The following is a 15,001-nucleotide window of genomic DNA, read 5'->3' on the forward strand; positions in this document are numbered from 1 at the left end:
GGTCTTTTTTGGGGCGATTGAGGGGGATTTTGAACATGCCACCATTAGGTCTGGTGATGCGACGTCCTTTAACTGTGATGTACGGACGGTAGATATAAGCTGAACTTTCTTCGTCTAGTCGTAGCATTTTTTGTGCTCCTCTTTAGAATGCTATGATTTCTTTAGTCTCACTAGATCAATCTGATTGATGAGCCTAAAATCATTGTACCGATCATTTTGATTAGATCAAGCGTTCTCAGGAGGTTTTTGTGGTTAATGATAAAGCTGATGAAAATCAAAAGGTTGCTGAAAGATGGGCGTTTATTGAGCTTCTTCTCATGGCTAAGGGGTGGTTGTCTCGCGCTGATCTAATGAACCGGTTTGGTCTGAAGGAGGCTGCGGCCACGAGGGATCTTGGCGGGTATAGAGAGATTGCATCCCATAACTTGGAATTTAACCCTAGTTTAAAACGTTATGAAATTAAGAGTGCAACATTTAAGAGCGAATACCCTATATCTTCATCCTCAGTTATTTCAAGACTTAAAAGTAAGAAGGTTTCTTCTTACCTTGGATTTGTCGAGCCTCCAATAGTAAGTTTGAAAGATCTTCTTCCCATTCCAGAAAAAGAAGTTGTCTTATCAATATCAAGGGCTATAGCAAATGATTTGTCTATGTCATTTGAATATAGCTCTCTTTCTAGTGGTTTCTCAGTAAAGAAAATCCATCCTAGTAAAATATTTGATGTGAATGGTAAGTTTTATTTGAGGTGTTACGACTATAAGCATGGCAAATATTTGTCGCTATTGCTAAATAGAATTGGAAAATTTATTGGTTATCATAAAAAAGAAGATTCTGTTTGTAGTGATTTGGAGTGGGATGAAAGCGTGTCTATTGAGTTAATACCTCATCCAAAACTAGATGAAAAGGATAAGGATTCTATTGAGCGCGAGCTTGGAATGGTTGGTGGGGTTCTGGTTAAAGATGTGCCCATTGCTTTGTTTGGTTTCCAAATGTTGAAGTGGAAGGTTGATTGTTCTTTAGATAAAAACCTTGATCGTAGTTATTTGTTAGCTTTGAAAAATATGGATGTTCTTGAACGCTTACCTGATGGGATTAAAAATATTGCGCCAGGGGTTAATCCTAGAGCACAATGAGTACATGAGTACATGAGTACATGAGTACATGAGTACATGAGTACATGAGTACATGAGTACATGAGTACATGAGTACATGAGTACATGAGTGCATGAGCTGTTTTGTGCTGTATCACGTACTAGCCTTCGGGTTCTAGAGGTTGAAAGGTGGGGTGATGAAGGTAGTCTCCGTTTTAAATCAGAAGGGTGGGTCTGGTAAAACAACGATAGCAACTCACTTGGCAATGGGGTTGAAGTTGCGTGGGTTTGATGTCGTGCTGGTTGACTCGGATCCTCAGGGGAGCGCTAGAGATTGGGCTGCCGTGGCTGATGGTAATGATCTGCCGGTTATTGGAATTGATCGGCCGACTCTCGAACGAGATATAAAGGCTCTTGGTAAGAGGGATTTTATAGTTATTGATGGAGCACCGCAGGCTTCAGATTTGGCTATATCTGCAATAAGGTCATCTGACCTTATTGTTATTCCTGTTCAGCCATCACCATATGATATATGGGCAGCGTCAGATCTTGTTGATCTTGTTAAACAGCGCATCGATTTGACGGATGGTAAATTAAAAGCGTTTTTTGTTATTTCCAGAGCGATAAAAAACACAAAGATTGGTGGTGAGATTGAGTCTGCGCTTTTGGAGTACGGTTTGCCAGTGTTCAAGTCAAGGGTGTGCCAAAGCGTTTTATTTCCCACCTCTGCTGCTAATGGCGAGACTGTTATACAGGCATCTCCTAACAGCCCATCAGCAGGAGAGATTATGATGCTTACAGATGAGATGGTTTCTATACTTACAGGTGATTAATTATGCTGAAAGCTGGGCGGCCTAGTGTAAAAAAACATGTTGACTTAAAAAGCCTTGAGCTGACAAAAAAAAAGAGGGTCAACTTTGATATTGATGAAAATACGCATTCAAAGTTGAAGGTTTACGCCGCTGAAAATGGCAAGACAATTAAAGATGTTATTGTTGATTGCATAGAAACGCTATTGGCGGCGGAGTCTGGCTCTCAGAAAGCTTGATCAGCTGTGATGATCAAGCGTAGAGTTATGTCCTGAAACGAAAAAACCGCCTTGCAGGGCGGTTTCTTCGAAGGTGTTGCCGGTTGGGGAACCGACTTCACCTGGTAACGGCTCCGTGCGGGAAGCAGCTACCAAAAGTCCTAATCAGTTTAGCGGCCATTCGGCCATTCAATCAAGCTTTTCCCGCAACTCGACCCGTTACCGAAGGCCACCACCTTTGGCGCTTTGTCGTACCCGCACGGATTGGAAGCATGAGTTTGTTGCCGTTTGTGGGTGTGGTTGGTCGGGCAGAACGGGGAAATCTCACATACTGCCCAGCGTGCGATCGCGCACCACAGCCGCCCACGATTCGCAACCGTGGGGCATTTGCAAGCAGAGCGTAACGGGGAACCAACCACGGCCAGCTCTTAAAAAACGGCGCGGCAGTCAGGCCATCAGGCGGGGACTAAAGCAGATGCAGCAAGGACGGGGTGTGTCTCTGGAGCGCGTGAGAGGGAGCTGCCGCAAGCAGTCTCGATAGTCCGGAGCAAGGCGAGTCTATCTTGTGTAACTACGTCATTTTTAACGTAGCCAAGCAGGAGGGCTCTCCTATCTTGAAGCGCAGCGGAAAGATAGGAGAGCCTGCTGACTGTGGAGCTTGGCGACATCCTTTTCGCCGTGGTCTTTCCGTTCTTCATCATAGGGAGAGAACCTTGGCGAGGTGGTTAAGCCCGTTCCCGAAGGGCTGTCCATTAGGCCGTGTTTTTGGCCTGTGGGCAGTAGGGCTTATCCACGGAGCGGGTTTGGTTTTTTCGATCTTGCCCCATCTAGCTTTATCTGACGAATATCCTCGATTACTGCTGCCAGCAGCTCAGGGTCATTTTCCTCTTTAGCTGCCTTGAGGTATGCAGTGATCTCCGCTGTGTTCGTTAGGTAGTCCGTAACTTGGTATGGACTGAATTGGTCTTTTTTCACCCCAATCAAATCGTCGTTTTGACTCATCAGTTTGCCTTTATGATGCGTTTCTAATGAAGTGGCTTAACCTTGTTCCAAGCCGTATCTGGTTCGGGCATTCCCATGACCGTATTTCCTCTATTGACACCCCTGCCTCTATTGCCCTTTTGGCGATCGATTCCGAGTTGAAGCACACCTTTAAGTAGTCCGCCAAGTTGCCGGTTTCAGCTCCCAGCCTATCTAGCAGCGCATCAAGATCAGGATTGTTGTCGTGCTCGAACCTTTCCTTTTCCACGATGGTACTGAAAGCATTGGTTGTCACTTTTTTGACCGCCAATTTTGTTTCAGGTTGGGGGGAGGACTCCACTTTCTTCTTGGCTCTCTTGAGCATGCTTTTGTACGCAGCTACCGCTAGATCTGCACCGGTGACTTCGTTGATGTACTTCGTGACTCGTTCCCAGCCATACAGCCCCTTTGCCGCACAAAAATCATCATAGTGATAGTTGAACGTTACCTGCTTGGACTTAAAACGCTTCTCGCGTAATGCCTGACAGAGCTGCTCGATCTCTTTCATAATTCCTCACAACTATCCAATGTGCCCCATTTTGTACTCCATTATGTGTCCTATGTATCTCTTTGTGTGTCCTATTTTGTGCTCTTTTTTGTAGCCTTCCTTTGTTCGATGTGCTCCATTTTATGTCTCTTTTTGTGCCCTATTTTGTAGTCACGCAGATTTACGACAAGAAAGGCAGGCACGACACCGACTGTATACAGGCACGAGACCGACCGTATACAAACTGCGTTTGTACCGTCGGCGTGCCTGCATCCTATCGGCGTGCCAAAGGGGCTCCCCCTTTGAAACCAGAGTGCGGTTCTACGAACCTGAACAATGCCAGTCAAAATGAGAATTTGATGGTTCGTAATTGTAATTTGATGTTTGGCTGCGTTGGTGTCATAACGTAGATATGAGCCATCAAAACAGGGTTTTTGATATGGAAGAGATCAAGGCGAAGTGGGTATTTGAACAGGGGGGCTTTGCCAAGGCGGTGATCGCCCCGACCCCGATGGGCACCGGCTACCATCTTCACTTAGTGAAGTTTGGCCGCAATGCAGAAACGGAAGTGCTGGAACGCCAGCGTGGAGGATGGCGGGTTTTTAAGACCATCGATGCAGGGGTGAATACGGCGCACACTATCGGTTTTCGCCGCATCGAGGTGGATCTAAGCAGTCGTTAAGGCTGCCGCGCTGCGCTTGCCGACTCCCGAACGAAGCGCGACAGACTGCGCTAGTCGCTCCCGTTCGGGAGTGTTGCCCTGATCTCCACAGGATGGGGCCACTGCCCCCACTCTTGATGGACTCTGTTTTAGGCCCCCGCGGTCTCCGCTAGACGCGCTCGATGTTCCGAACGATGTGTTCGCGGCGAAAGTCCTGCTGCTGTGGTGGGTGAAGAGTTAAGATCTGTCGTGCTGCGTTTGGAGGTTTTGAAGAGCATTTTAAGAACTTATAGGGCGAGTTATGACGAGCATGGATTTTGGTGTCGGACTGTCTATTGGGGAGTCTGGGAAAGGTTATCTTCGTGGCCAGGTCGCCGGATGGAAAGAGCAGGCTTTGAGGATGGAGAGGGAGCTTGATGATGCAAGGCATTTTGGGCATTCACAAACGTTCAAGTACAACGGCGCTATTGAGCTTATCAAGGAAATGCTTGAAGAGATCCAAGAGTCCAATCCCAATTCCCCGTTAGCCAATCGGGATTTTTTGCGGGACAGGCTCAAGGAGCTTGCCTTACAAGATGCCTTGCAGTACGGCTTAGTTCTGGATTATGAGAATGATCGAGTAAGCGATAAACCCTGACGCTTAACAGTGGCCCTATCATAGATGGACTCTGTTTTGCTTCACCAATTGGCCCCCCGCTGGCGTCTGCCGGACGCGCTCGATGTTCCGAGCGATTTGTTCCCGCCACGATGCAATGGGGCGAGCGTTCTGTTCCAAGGTGGGGCCACTGGCCCCACCCTGATGGACTCTGTTTTGCTTCACCAATTGGCCCCCGCTGGCGTCTGCCGGACGCGCTCGATGTTCCGAGCGATTTGTTCCCGCCACGATGCAATGGGGCGAGCGTTCTGTTCCAAGGTGGGGCCACTGGCCCCACCCTGATGGACTCTGTTTTGCTTCACCAATTGGCCCCCGCTGGCGTCTGCCGGACGCGCTCGATGTTCCGAGCGATTTGTTCCCGCCACGATGCAATGGGGCGAGCGTTCTGTTCCAAGGTGGGGCCACTGGCCCCACCCTGATGGACTCTGTTTTGCTTCACCAATTGGCCCCCGCTGGCGTCTGCCGGACACGCTCGATGTTCCGAGCGATTTGTTCCTATCGGGGTTGTAGTGCAACCATAAAACAGCATTAAGATCATGCTGCTATGGCTTTTTTGCCACCATTTTTACGACTCCTTTCTGATGAAGTATTCCTTTTCTTTCAATGCGTTGCACCAGCTTTACTGGTGCGTAATGTGTATGGCTGTGATCCACCGTTTTTAAGGGGGAATGACGGTGTGAATAGTGACTATGTCGTTAAGGACTGCACTGTGCGGGGGTACTGGAACACCGCGAAGCGGATAGCGGTACAAAACCGGAACAGATCCGGTACAAAACCGGGACAGAAGTGGGGCATTTTCAGGGCTGGGCGGGAACAAATCGCTCGGAGGGAAACCGAGACTAATGCGCGATAGGCCGCTAAAACCAGCTGAAACCATACCCCGCAGGATCTGGCCCTAAAAACGCCTCAGAAGCGTTGCAAACTTTCAGGCGGTAAACGCCGTGTCTTGTGTGTCAATACGCCACAAAACGCGATACAGGCGGCCGCATCCTGACGGAGTGGCCGTTTTGCCATGTGAAATCGGCAATTGAACATAAAAGCGATTAGGCGCGGCGGCTTTGGGGGAGCTCCTGCGCTGTTTTGGGATCCCCGAGACAACCCGCTGGTGCCACCTGCGATACGATGCGAGGCAGAATCCATAGATCAGTAGGAAAGAGATGAAAAAAGGGATTTTGGCACTGCTGGTCGTCGGGGCTTGTTGGGGCCCCACCCTGCAGGCAAATGACTGGAAAAATGCCCCCATTTCCGAAGTGCAGAAAGCGGCCGAACAGAGCGATGCAAAGGCACAACTTCTCCTCGGAGTGATGTACGACAACGGTGTGGGTGTGGTGCAGGATAACAAGCTAGCTTACGTCTGGGGGAGCCCGCAGAATTCGGAAAAAATCGTACGCTAAGGTTTTCCGAATTCTGCGGGCTCCCCTATCTCATCTGCGCAAGGCAGAACGTGAAGACGGCCGCCCTGGACCTCGCCCGCGAGCGCCAGGCGCACGAGGCCGGCGCGCGGACCCGCGCCACGGCCCACGAGCGGACGCCGCAGCAGGAGCGCCAGAAGGCCGCCAGAGAGGCCGAGCGCGGCCGTGAGGCTTGGACGGCTAGGGCAGGGCATGAAAAAGCCCGTAGCGGGCTGCTACGGGCGTCTGACGCGGTGGAAAGGGGGAGGGGATGTTGTCTACATGGCTCTGCTGTAGTGAGTGGGTTGCGCTCCGGCAGCGGTCCTGATCAATCGTCACCCTTTCTCGGTCCTTCAACGTTCCTGACAACGAGCCTCCTTTTCGCCAATCCATCGACAATCACCGCGAGTCCCTGCTCGAACGCTGCGTCCGGACCGGCTTCGTCGAAGGCGTCTATCGCGGCCCGCAACAGCGGCGAGAGCGGAGCCTGTTCAACGGTGCCGCCGCGCTCGCCGGCATCGCTGTCGCCGGCCTGCTCCTCAAGCACGGCCCCAACAGTGAAGTAGCTGATTGTCATCAGCGCATTGACGGCGTCCCCGGCCGAAAAACCCGCCTCGCAGAGGAAGCGAAGCTGCGCGTCGGCCGTTTCCATCTGCGGTGCGCCCGGTCGCGTGCCGGCATGGATGCGCGCGCCATCGCGGTAGGCGAGCAGCGCCTGCCTGAAGCTGCGGGCATTCCCGATCAGAAATGAGCGCCAGTCGTCGTCGGCTCTCGGCACCGAATGCGTATGATTCTCCGCCAGCATGGCTTCGGCCAGTGCGTCGAGCAGCGCCCGCTTGTTCCTGAAGTGCCAGTAAAGCGCCGGCTGCTGAACCCCCAACCGTTCCGCCAGTTTGCGTGTCGTCAGACCGTCTACGCCGACCTCGTTCAACAGGTCCAGGGCGGCACGGATCACTGTATTCGGCTGCAACTTTGTCATGCTTGACACTTTATCACTGATAAACATAATATGTCCACCAACTTATCAGTGATAAAGAATCCGCGCGTTCAATCGGACCAGCGGAGGCTGGTCCGGAGGCCAGACGTGAAACCCAACAGACCCCTGATCGTAATTCTGAGCACTGTCGCGCTCGACGCTGTCGGCATCGGCCTGATTATGCCGGTGCTGCCGGGCCTCCTGCGCGATCTGGTTCACTCGAACGACGTCACCGCCCACTATGGCATTCTGCTGGCGCTGTATGCGTTGATGCAATTTGCCTGCGCACCTGTGCTGGGCGCGCTGTCGGATCGTTTCGGGCGGCGGCCGGTCTTGCTCGTCTCGCTGGCCGGCGCTGCTGTCGACTACGCCATCATGGCGACGGCGCCTTTCCTTTGGGTTCTCTATATCGGGCGGATCGTGGCCGGCATCACCGGGGCGACTGGGGCGGTAGCCGGCGCTTATATTGCCGATATCACTGATGGCGATGAGCGCGCGCGGCACTTCGGCTTCATGAGCGCCTGTTTCGGGTTCGGGATGGTCGCGGGACCTGTGCTCGGTGGGCTGATGGGCGGTTTCTCCCCCCACGCTCCGTTCTTCGCCGCGGCAGCCTTGAACGGCCTCAATTTCCTGACGGGCTGTTTCCTTTTGCCGGAGTCGCACAAAGGCGAACGCCGGCCGTTACGCCGGGAGGCTCTCAACCCGCTCGCTTCGTTCCGGTGGGCCCGGGGCATGACCGTCGTCGCCGCCCTGATGGCGGTCTTCTTCATCATGCAACTTGTCGGACAGGTGCCGGCCGCGCTTTGGGTCATTTTCGGCGAGGATCGCTTTCACTGGGACGCGACCACGATCGGCATTTCGCTTGCCGCATTTGGCATTCTGCATTCACTCGCCCAGGCAATGATCACCGGCCCTGTAGCCGCCCGGCTCGGCGAAAGGCGGGCACTCATGCTCGGAATGATTGCCGACGGCACAGGCTACATCCTGCTTGCCTTCGCGACACGGGGATGGATGGCGTTCCCGATCATGGTCCTGCTTGCTTCGGGTGGCATCGGAATGCCGGCGCTGCAAGCAATGTTGTCCAGGCAGGTGGATGAGGAACGTCAGGGGCAGCTGCAAGGCTCACTGGCGGCGCTCACCAGCCTGACCTCGATCGTCGGACCCCTCCTCTTCACGGCGATCTATGCGGCTTCTATAACAACGTGGAACGGGTGGGCATGGATTGCAGGCGCTGCCCTCTACTTGCTCTGCCTGCCGGCGCTGCGTCGCGGGCTTTGGAGCGGCGCAGGGCAACGAGCCGATCGCTGATCGTGGAAACGATAGGCCTATGCCATGCGGGTCAAGGCGACTTCCGGCAAGCTATACGCGCCCTAGGAGTGCGGTTGGAACGTTGGCCCAGCCAGATACTCCCGATCACGAGCAGGACGCCGATGATTTGAAGCGCACTCAGCGTCTGATCCAAGAACAACCATCCTAGCAACACGGCGGTCCCCGGGCTGAGAAAGCCCAGTAAGGAAACAACTGTAGGTTCGAGTCGCGAGATCCCCCGGAACCAAAGGAAGTAGGTTAAACCCGCTCCGATCAGGCCGAGCCACGCCAGGCCGAGAACATTGGTTCCTGTAGGCATCGGGATTGGCGGATCAAACACTAAAGCTACTGGAACGAGCAGAAGTCCTCCGGCCGCCAGTTGCCAGGCGGTAAAGGTGAGCAGAGGCACGGGAGGTTGCCACTTGCGGGTCAGCACGGTTCCGAACGCCATGGAAACCGCCCCCGCCAGGCCCGCTGCGACGCCGACAGGATCTAGCGCTGCGTTTGGTGTCAACACCAACAGCGCCACGCCCGCAGTTCCGCAAATAGCCCCCAGGACCGCCATCAATCGTATCGGGCTACCTAGCAGAGCGGCAGAGATGAACACGACCATCAGCGGCTGCACAGCGCCTACCGTCGCCGCGACCCCGCCCGGCAGGCGGTAGACCGAAATAAACAACAAGCTCCAGAATAGCGAAATATTAAGTGCGCCGAGGATGAAGATGCGCATCCACCAGATTCCCGTTGGAATCTGTCGGACGATCATCACGAGCAATAAACCCGCCGGCAACGCCCGCAGCATCGCGACCGTCATCGGTGAGAAGTTCGGCAGGTATTGGGTGGTGACAATGTAGGTGCTGCCCCAAATGGCAGGTGCTATCGCTGTGAACAATAAATCGGGCGTGCGTAATGACATGCGATTACAAGACCTCCGCTACGGCGATGGGTTTTTGAGAGTTGCAGGCGCCGCGATGACCGCACCCTGACTTGGACTGGCCCTGCCTCGCACCAATCCACCTGCGGCTATGGCCGCGATCATGCGAGGCCCGAAAATTACACGACCTGTACACGTCCGCCGAACCCGGAACGCAACAGAGCTTCGTGGGCATCCCGATCCGGGTCGTAGCAGCAGTCCTGGACCAAACGCACGTCGTAGTCCGCATCACTAGCCCAGGCGACGCTTGAAAGAACAACGCCGGTGGTGCTTATCCCGGCCATGACAAGCGTGCTTACGCCGCGCGTCCGAAGGTCGGCGTCGAGCGCCGTGCCATAAAAGACGCTGGCTCGCGGACATGCATAGAAAAGGTCGCCCCGTTCGATCGCAAGCCCTTCGACGGGCAGACCGGTGCGAAATCGTCCGCTCGGGAGATACGGTGAGATTTGGCGATTCGTCGCCGGCGGCGCATGTTCATACTCTTCGCCGAGCGAAAAGTTGGGGAACAGCACGGGCCGGCCGCGCAAGGCGTGCTGGCAGCCGTGCAGACCCTGCGTGAGATGAACGCCGACAACCTGCGCAAGGTGCCGGCCGATGCACCCACGGCCTTCATCAAGCCGCGCTGGAAGCCGCTGGTGATCACCCCGGAAGGCCTCGACCGGAAATTCTACGAAATCTGCGCCCTGTCCGAGCTGAAGAACGCCCTGCGCTCCGGCGACATCTGGGTCAAGGGCTCGCGGCAGTTCCGCGACTTCGACGACTACCTGCTGCCGGCCGAGAAGTTCGCCGCACTCAAGCGCGAGCAGGCCCTGCCCCTGGCGATCAACCCGAACAGCGACCAGTACCTGGAAGAGCGTTTGCAGCTGCTGGACGAGCAGTTGGCCACCGTCACCCGCCTGGCCAAGGACAACGAGCTGCCCGATGCCATCCTCACCGAGTCAGGGCTGAAAATCACCCCGCTGGATGCGGCGGTGCCGGATCGGGCGCAGGCGCTGATCGACCAAACCAGCCAGTTACTGCCGCGCATCAAGATCACCGAACTGCTGATGGACGTGGACGACTGGACGGGCTTCAGCCGCCACTTCACCCACTTGAAGGACGGGGCCGAGGCCAAAGACAGGACGTTGCTGCTGTCCGCAATCCTCGGTGATGCGATCAACCTCGGGCTGACCAAGATGGCCGAGTCGAGCCCCGGCCTGACCTACGCCAAGCTGTCCTGGCTGCAAGCCTGGCACATCCGCGACGAAACCTATTCGGCGGCCTTGGCCGAGCTGGTCAACCACCAGTATCGCCACGCCTTTGCCGCCCACTGGGGCGACGGCACGACCTCATCCTCCGATGGCCAGCGCTTCCGCGCGGGTGGCCGGGGCGAGAGCACCGGGCACGTCAACCCGAAGTACGGTAGCGAGCCGGGACGGCTGTTCTATACCCATATCTCCGACCAGTACGCGCCGTTCAGCACCCGCGTGGTGAATGTCGGCGTCCGCGATTCCACCTATGTGCTCGACGGCCTGCTGTACCACGAGTCCGACCTGCGGATCGAGGAGCACTACACCGACACGGCCGGCTTCACCGATCACGTCTTTGCCCTGATGCACCTGCTAGGCTTCCGCTTCGCGCCGCGCATCCGCGACCTCGGCGAAACCAAGCTGTACGTGCCGCAGGGCGTGCAAGCCTACCCGACGTTGCGCCCGCTGATCGGCGGCACCCTGAACATCAAGCACGTGCGTGCCCACTGGGACGACATCCTGCGCCTGGCCAGCTCGATCAAGCAGGGCACCGTCACCGCCTCGCTGATGCTGCGCAAGCTCGGCAGCTACCCGCGCCAGAACGGACTGGCCGTGGCCCTGCGCGAGCTGGGCCGGATCGAGCGCACGCTGTTCATCCTGGACTGGCTGCAAAGTGTTGAACTGCGCCGCCGCGTGCATGCCGGCCTGAACAAAGGTGAGGCGCGCAACTCGCTGGCCAGGGCGGTGTTCTTCAACCGCCTTGGGGAAATCAGGGATCGGAGCTTCGAGCAGCAGCGCTACCGGGCCAGCGGCCTCAACCTGGTGACGGCGGCTATCGTGCTGTGGAACACGGTGTACCTGGAACGCGCCACCCAGGGGTTGGTCGAGGCCGGCAAGCCGGTGGACGGCGAGCTGCTGCAATTCCTGTCGCCGCTGGGCTGGGAGCACATCAACCTAACCGGCGATTACGTCTGGCGGCAGAGCCGCAGACTGGAAGACGGGAAGTTTCGGCCCTTACGGATGCCCGGAAAACCTTAGCGTACGATTTTTTCCGAATTCTGCGGGCTCCCCGTCTGGAGTTCGGTGTCTGCCGCCAATGGGGATGTCGAGGCGGCTACAAAACGTGACCTTTTCGCCAAGCGTTTATCGCCTGCGGTATTGGCAGAGGCGCAGGCACTGGCTGGCCAGTATGTTGAACTGTACCAACCCAAGCAGTAACCCCATCGGCTAGTGCGTATAAGGGGGCGTTACGTTAAATCGGACGCCCTTTTTGCTGCTGGTCATCCTGCAAGATGACTTGTTTTGCGAGGCGTTATCTCCCATCCTGCGCCGCACTATCCCTTGTCTCGGAATCTCCCCCATGGAAACCATTACCCATCCCACCCTGGTACAACTGGTGGCGGCCGGTGCTGTTCGTGTCGTGATCGCAGTTGGCCAACCTGGCGGCTGGACGCTGCTGGTGCGCTACGGTCTAGCCGAACGTGCCCTGGCCGCCCAGCGCAGCAAGCAGCTCAGAGTTTTTCGCAAGCTCGATACCCTGGTTCTCTACCTGCAGCAGATCGGGGTCTGCCGGTTCGAGGTGGATGCCACGGGCTTCATGGGTGCCCCGAGACAGATCAGGAGCTCTTGAACATAAAAGGCGTTATGCGCACATCAAAACACCCTTCGATTCGCCAGTTTTGGGGGTTGTATAACCCCTAATTGCAGTACTGCAATTGGTGGGATCGGTGGACATTGATGGTTATCTAGTCGCACAATGTAAACATCTGACTACAAGGGGGTGTTATGAGCGTAATGTCTGTCCGTCTGCCGGATGAAGTAGACCAGCAATTGGGGCAGCTGGCCCAGTCTACAGGTAGAACCAAATCATGGTTGGCCAACCAAGCCATTCAGGATTACTTGGCGCGAGAAGCTTGGCAGATCGCGCAGATTGAGGCGGCATTGATCGAGGCTGATTCTGGCGATTTTGTACCGGAAAAAGAGATGGCCGCGAAGTTTAGTCGGTGGGGGATCAATGCGGGTTAAATGGCTACGTAAGGCTGCGCTCAACTTGGAGGATGCGCACGACTTCCTATCGAGAGAAAACCCGATAGTGGCACAGGAGTTTGTGCGCGAAGTGTATCGGCTGGTTAGCCTGTTATCGACTCAGCCGGCCATGGGGCGGCCCGGGCGGGTTCCTGGAACGAGAGAACTCGTGGTGCAGCCCTATCCGTTCCTGCTTCCGTATCGGGTGCAAGGGGATGAGATCCACATTCTGAGGGTATTCCACACCAGACAACGCTTTCCAAGCCAGTTGTGAGTTAGTGGCTGGGTTGAATGAGTCCTTTTTATTGCGGTTCTGGTATCTTGAGCGCTTTCACTGAAAATAAAAAATGGAGTTTTTCATGAGGGTTGTTGTTGCAGTTTTTTTGGCTCTGGCGCTTTCCGCCTGCGGGTCTGCGGACAAACCATTCTTGGGGTTTTGGAAGGTTCAGGGCGACCGCTTTGAATATTTGAAAATCGAGAAAAACGGCGAAGGTCATTTGCTGACAAGGTATGGAAATAGCATTTTGGATGGTTCGGTTGAACGCAAAGAGTTTCCTGCGACCATCAAAGACAATACGTTGACGATTGGGGCGCTTGGCGTCAGTGGCGTTTACAAAGAATCGGATAAAACGTTGGTGCTTAATGGGAAGCAAGTCTTTGCCAAGGTCGATGATGCTGAGGCACTTAAAGTGATCGAAGCCAAAGAGCAGGAAAAGGCGAAGGCAGAGGCCGATTGCAAGGCATTGCAAGAAGAGGTCGATCGCAAGAATGAGGAGCTCAAAGGCAAGAGCAAGGAAGAGTGGAATGCTTACGTGAAATCTTTGGATGGCCGTAAGCCCAAGCGTTGCTGGTTAAAAAATGCAGGAATGGCGTGGTAATCTCATTGCGTTAAGTCCTGTTATTGGGAGCATTGGCGCTGATTTTACACCTTCATTTTTTGAATTTGATTGATCGTTTTTTGAAAATGAAGCTGTCTTGCCACCACCTATAACAGGCTGTTTTTGGTCATCGATAGCTGAGGCTACTGAGTGTCCTCAGCTATCGCGACTGTTTGTTGGCAGTGTTCATCACAATCCCACGTTTTCACCCCCATCACTGTAGACTTGGCATGAAAGCCGATTGTTTTGACGTGCTGCATTGTTCTTCCAATGCAGAGGTCTAAGGTTGCCTAAGTTATCACCACCCCCATTCGATACTGGGGTTATGTGGTCAATTTCCCACCCGTACTTGTTATCTCTATTTCCGTATTGAAAGCGGTTGATCCATGCTCCGCATTGGTCTTTCCTGAATCCTCTGCTCTCGTTTTCTTGAGATACAAAGGTTGCCTTGTTCCATACGGCAGAGATCGTTTCTGTAGACCAGTTGCTCATGTTTGTTACCTCTCACTGGTCTTTTTTGGGGCGATTGAGGGGGATTTTGAACATGCCACCATTAGGTCTGGTGATGCGACGTCCTTTAACTGTGATGTACGGACGGTAGATATAAGCTGAACTTTCTTCGTCTAGTCGTAGCATTTTTTGTGCTCCTCTTTAGAATGCTATGATTTCTTTAGTCTCACTAGATCAATCTGATTGATGAGCCTAAAATCATTGTACCGATCATTTTGATTAGATCAAGCGTTCTCAGGAGGTTTTTGTGGTTAATGATAAAGCTGATGAAAATCAAAAGGTTGCTGAAAGATGGGCGTTTATTGAGCTTCTTCTCATGGCTAAGGGGTGGTTGTCTCGCGCTGATCTAATGAACCGGTTTGGTCTGAAGGAGGCTGCGGCCACGAGGGATCTTGGCGGGTATAGAGAGATTGCATCCCATAACTTGGAATTTAACCCTAGTTTAAAACGTTATGAAATTAAGAGTGCAACATTTAAGAGCGAATACCCTATATCTTCATCCTCAGTTATTTCAAGACTTAAAAGTAAGAAGGTTTTTTGTCGCTATTGCTAAATAGAATTGGAAAATTTATTGGTTATCATAAAAAAGAAGATTCTGTTTGTAGTGATTTGGAGTGGGATGAAAGCGTGTCTATTGAGTTAATACCTCATCCAAAACTAGATGAAAAGGATAAGGATTCTATTGAGCGCGAGCTTGGAATGGTTGGTGGGGTTCTGGTTAAAGATGTGCCCATTGCTTTGTTTGGTTTCCAAATGTTGAAGTGGAAGGTTGATTGTTCTTTAGATAAAAACCTTGATGTAGTTATTTG

Annotated in this window: 18 protein-coding genes and 2 pseudogenes; 14 read left to right on the forward strand and 6 right to left on the reverse strand. The window is 53.9% G+C overall.

The window, feature by feature from the left end:
* The first annotated feature begins 248 nt into the window (after positions 1-248).
* The 3 genes from ACTG2B_RS23205 to ACTG2B_RS23215 all read left to right on the forward strand — a co-directional run bounded on the left by ACTG2B_RS23205 (position 249) and on the right by ACTG2B_RS23215 (position 2,139).
* The gene (locus ACTG2B_RS23205; RefSeq protein ID WP_201915121.1) at positions 249-1,133 is read left to right on the forward strand and encodes a WYL domain-containing protein; all 885 of its coding nucleotides are present in this window, start codon (positions 249-251) and stop codon (positions 1,131-1,133) included.
* Between the two features lie 155 nt (positions 1,134-1,288).
* Positions 1,289-1,924, forward strand: coding sequence for a ParA family partition ATPase (gene parA / locus ACTG2B_RS23210; RefSeq protein ID WP_068982397.1), 636 nt, complete (start codon positions 1,289-1,291; stop codon positions 1,922-1,924).
* A 2-nt stretch (positions 1,925-1,926) separates the two neighbouring features.
* Positions 1,927-2,139, forward strand: coding sequence for a plasmid partition protein ParG (locus tag ACTG2B_RS23215; protein WP_068982398.1), 213 nt, complete (start codon positions 1,927-1,929; stop codon positions 2,137-2,139).
* 765 nt (positions 2,140-2,904) lie between these two features.
* Here the strand turns inward: ACTG2B_RS23215 and ACTG2B_RS23220 are convergent.
* Together ACTG2B_RS23220 and ACTG2B_RS23225 are read right to left on the reverse strand one after the other, a co-directional pair.
* A complete protein-coding gene (locus tag ACTG2B_RS23220; RefSeq protein ID WP_201915115.1) occupies positions 2,905-3,120 on the reverse strand; it encodes a hypothetical protein in 216 nt (71 codons plus the stop codon).
* Positions 3,121-3,130: 10 nt separating this feature from the next.
* Positions 3,131-3,646: a hypothetical protein gene (locus ACTG2B_RS23225; RefSeq protein ID WP_201915112.1), complete on the reverse strand. Its 516-nt coding sequence runs from the start codon at positions 3,644-3,646 to the stop codon at positions 3,131-3,133.
* 418 nt (positions 3,647-4,064) lie between these two features.
* Here ACTG2B_RS23225 and ACTG2B_RS23230 point away from each other — a divergent pair, with 418 nt between their 5' ends.
* From ACTG2B_RS23230 to ACTG2B_RS23240, 3 genes are all read left to right on the forward strand, one after another.
* Positions 4,065-4,307, forward strand: coding sequence for a plasmid replication protein RepB (locus ACTG2B_RS23230; protein ID WP_201915110.1), 243 nt, complete (start codon positions 4,065-4,067; stop codon positions 4,305-4,307).
* A 280-nt stretch (positions 4,308-4,587) separates the two neighbouring features.
* Positions 4,588-4,923 (forward strand): hypothetical protein, encoded by a 336-nt coding sequence (locus tag ACTG2B_RS23235; protein ID WP_201915107.1) that lies wholly within the window; start codon positions 4,588-4,590, stop codon positions 4,921-4,923.
* A 1,175-nt stretch (positions 4,924-6,098) separates the two neighbouring features.
* The gene (locus tag ACTG2B_RS23240) at positions 6,099-6,335 is read left to right on the forward strand and encodes a hypothetical protein (RefSeq protein WP_439996980.1); all 237 of its coding nucleotides are present in this window, start codon (positions 6,099-6,101) and stop codon (positions 6,333-6,335) included.
* A gap of 325 nt (positions 6,336-6,660) precedes the next feature.
* On the opposite strand, the gene tetR(A) is transcribed toward ACTG2B_RS23240, so the two are convergent.
* A complete protein-coding gene (tetR(A), locus tag ACTG2B_RS23245) occupies positions 6,661-7,311 on the reverse strand; it encodes a tetracycline resistance transcriptional repressor TetR(A) (RefSeq protein ID WP_000164043.1) in 651 nt (216 codons plus the stop codon).
* A gap of 105 nt (positions 7,312-7,416) precedes the next feature.
* Here tetR(A) and tet(A) point away from each other — a divergent pair, with 105 nt between their 5' ends.
* A complete protein-coding gene (gene tet(A), locus ACTG2B_RS23250; RefSeq protein ID WP_000804064.1) occupies positions 7,417-8,616 on the forward strand; it encodes a tetracycline efflux MFS transporter Tet(A) in 1,200 nt (399 codons plus the stop codon).
* Between the two features lie 31 nt (positions 8,617-8,647).
* Here tet(A) and ACTG2B_RS23255 read toward each other — a convergent pair whose 3' ends face one another.
* Positions 8,648-9,532: a DMT family transporter gene (locus tag ACTG2B_RS23255; protein WP_000058717.1), complete on the reverse strand. Its 885-nt coding sequence runs from the start codon at positions 9,530-9,532 to the stop codon at positions 8,648-8,650.
* Positions 9,533-9,669: 137 nt separating this feature from the next.
* The gene (locus ACTG2B_RS23260) at positions 9,670-10,062 is read right to left on the reverse strand and encodes a cysteine hydrolase family protein (protein WP_001351729.1); all 393 of its coding nucleotides are present in this window, start codon (positions 10,060-10,062) and stop codon (positions 9,670-9,672) included.
* 3 nt (positions 10,063-10,065) lie between these two features.
* Here ACTG2B_RS23260 and ACTG2B_RS23265 point away from each other — a divergent pair.
* The 5 genes and pseudogenes from ACTG2B_RS23265 to ACTG2B_RS23285 form a co-directional block, all read left to right on the forward strand.
* A pseudogene (locus ACTG2B_RS23265) lies at positions 10,066-11,817 on the forward strand (Tn3-like element TnAs1 family transposase); the annotation flags it as partial.
* Between the two features lie 322 nt (positions 11,818-12,139).
* On the forward strand, positions 12,140-12,409 hold the full coding sequence (locus ACTG2B_RS23270; RefSeq protein ID WP_039062313.1) for a hypothetical protein: 270 nt from the start codon (positions 12,140-12,142) through the stop codon (positions 12,407-12,409).
* A 155-nt stretch (positions 12,410-12,564) separates the two neighbouring features.
* Positions 12,565-12,804, forward strand: coding sequence for a CopG family ribbon-helix-helix protein (locus tag ACTG2B_RS23275; protein ID WP_182936461.1), 240 nt, complete (start codon positions 12,565-12,567; stop codon positions 12,802-12,804).
* Entirely contained in the window at positions 12,794-13,078 is a 285-nt protein-coding gene (locus tag ACTG2B_RS23280) for a type II toxin-antitoxin system RelE/ParE family toxin (protein ID WP_068982395.1), read from the forward strand. The genes ACTG2B_RS23275 and ACTG2B_RS23280 overlap by 11 nt, the downstream gene beginning before the upstream one ends.
* A gap of 85 nt (positions 13,079-13,163) precedes the next feature.
* The gene (locus tag ACTG2B_RS23285; RefSeq protein ID WP_201915125.1) at positions 13,164-13,682 is read left to right on the forward strand and encodes a hypothetical protein; all 519 of its coding nucleotides are present in this window, start codon (positions 13,164-13,166) and stop codon (positions 13,680-13,682) included.
* A 189-nt stretch (positions 13,683-13,871) separates the two neighbouring features.
* Here ACTG2B_RS23285 and ACTG2B_RS23290 read toward each other — a convergent pair whose 3' ends face one another.
* Positions 13,872-14,174, reverse strand: coding sequence for an HNH endonuclease signature motif containing protein (locus tag ACTG2B_RS23290; RefSeq protein ID WP_201915123.1), 303 nt, complete (start codon positions 14,172-14,174; stop codon positions 13,872-13,874).
* Between the two features lie 265 nt (positions 14,175-14,439).
* Between ACTG2B_RS23290 and ACTG2B_RS23295 the strand changes: the two genes are divergently transcribed.
* Positions 14,440-14,745 (forward strand): hypothetical protein, encoded by a 306-nt coding sequence (locus ACTG2B_RS23295; protein ID WP_439996981.1) that lies wholly within the window; start codon positions 14,440-14,442, stop codon positions 14,743-14,745.
* Positions 14,730-15,001, forward strand: a pseudogene (locus tag ACTG2B_RS23300) (hypothetical protein); the annotation flags it as partial. The gene ACTG2B_RS23295 and the pseudogene ACTG2B_RS23300, both read left to right, overlap by 16 nt.

Source organism: Aeromonas sp. 30P (assembly GCF_051919805.1).
In the GTDB taxonomy this organism is placed as follows: Bacteria; Pseudomonadota; Gammaproteobacteria; order Enterobacterales; family Aeromonadaceae; genus Aeromonas; species Aeromonas veronii.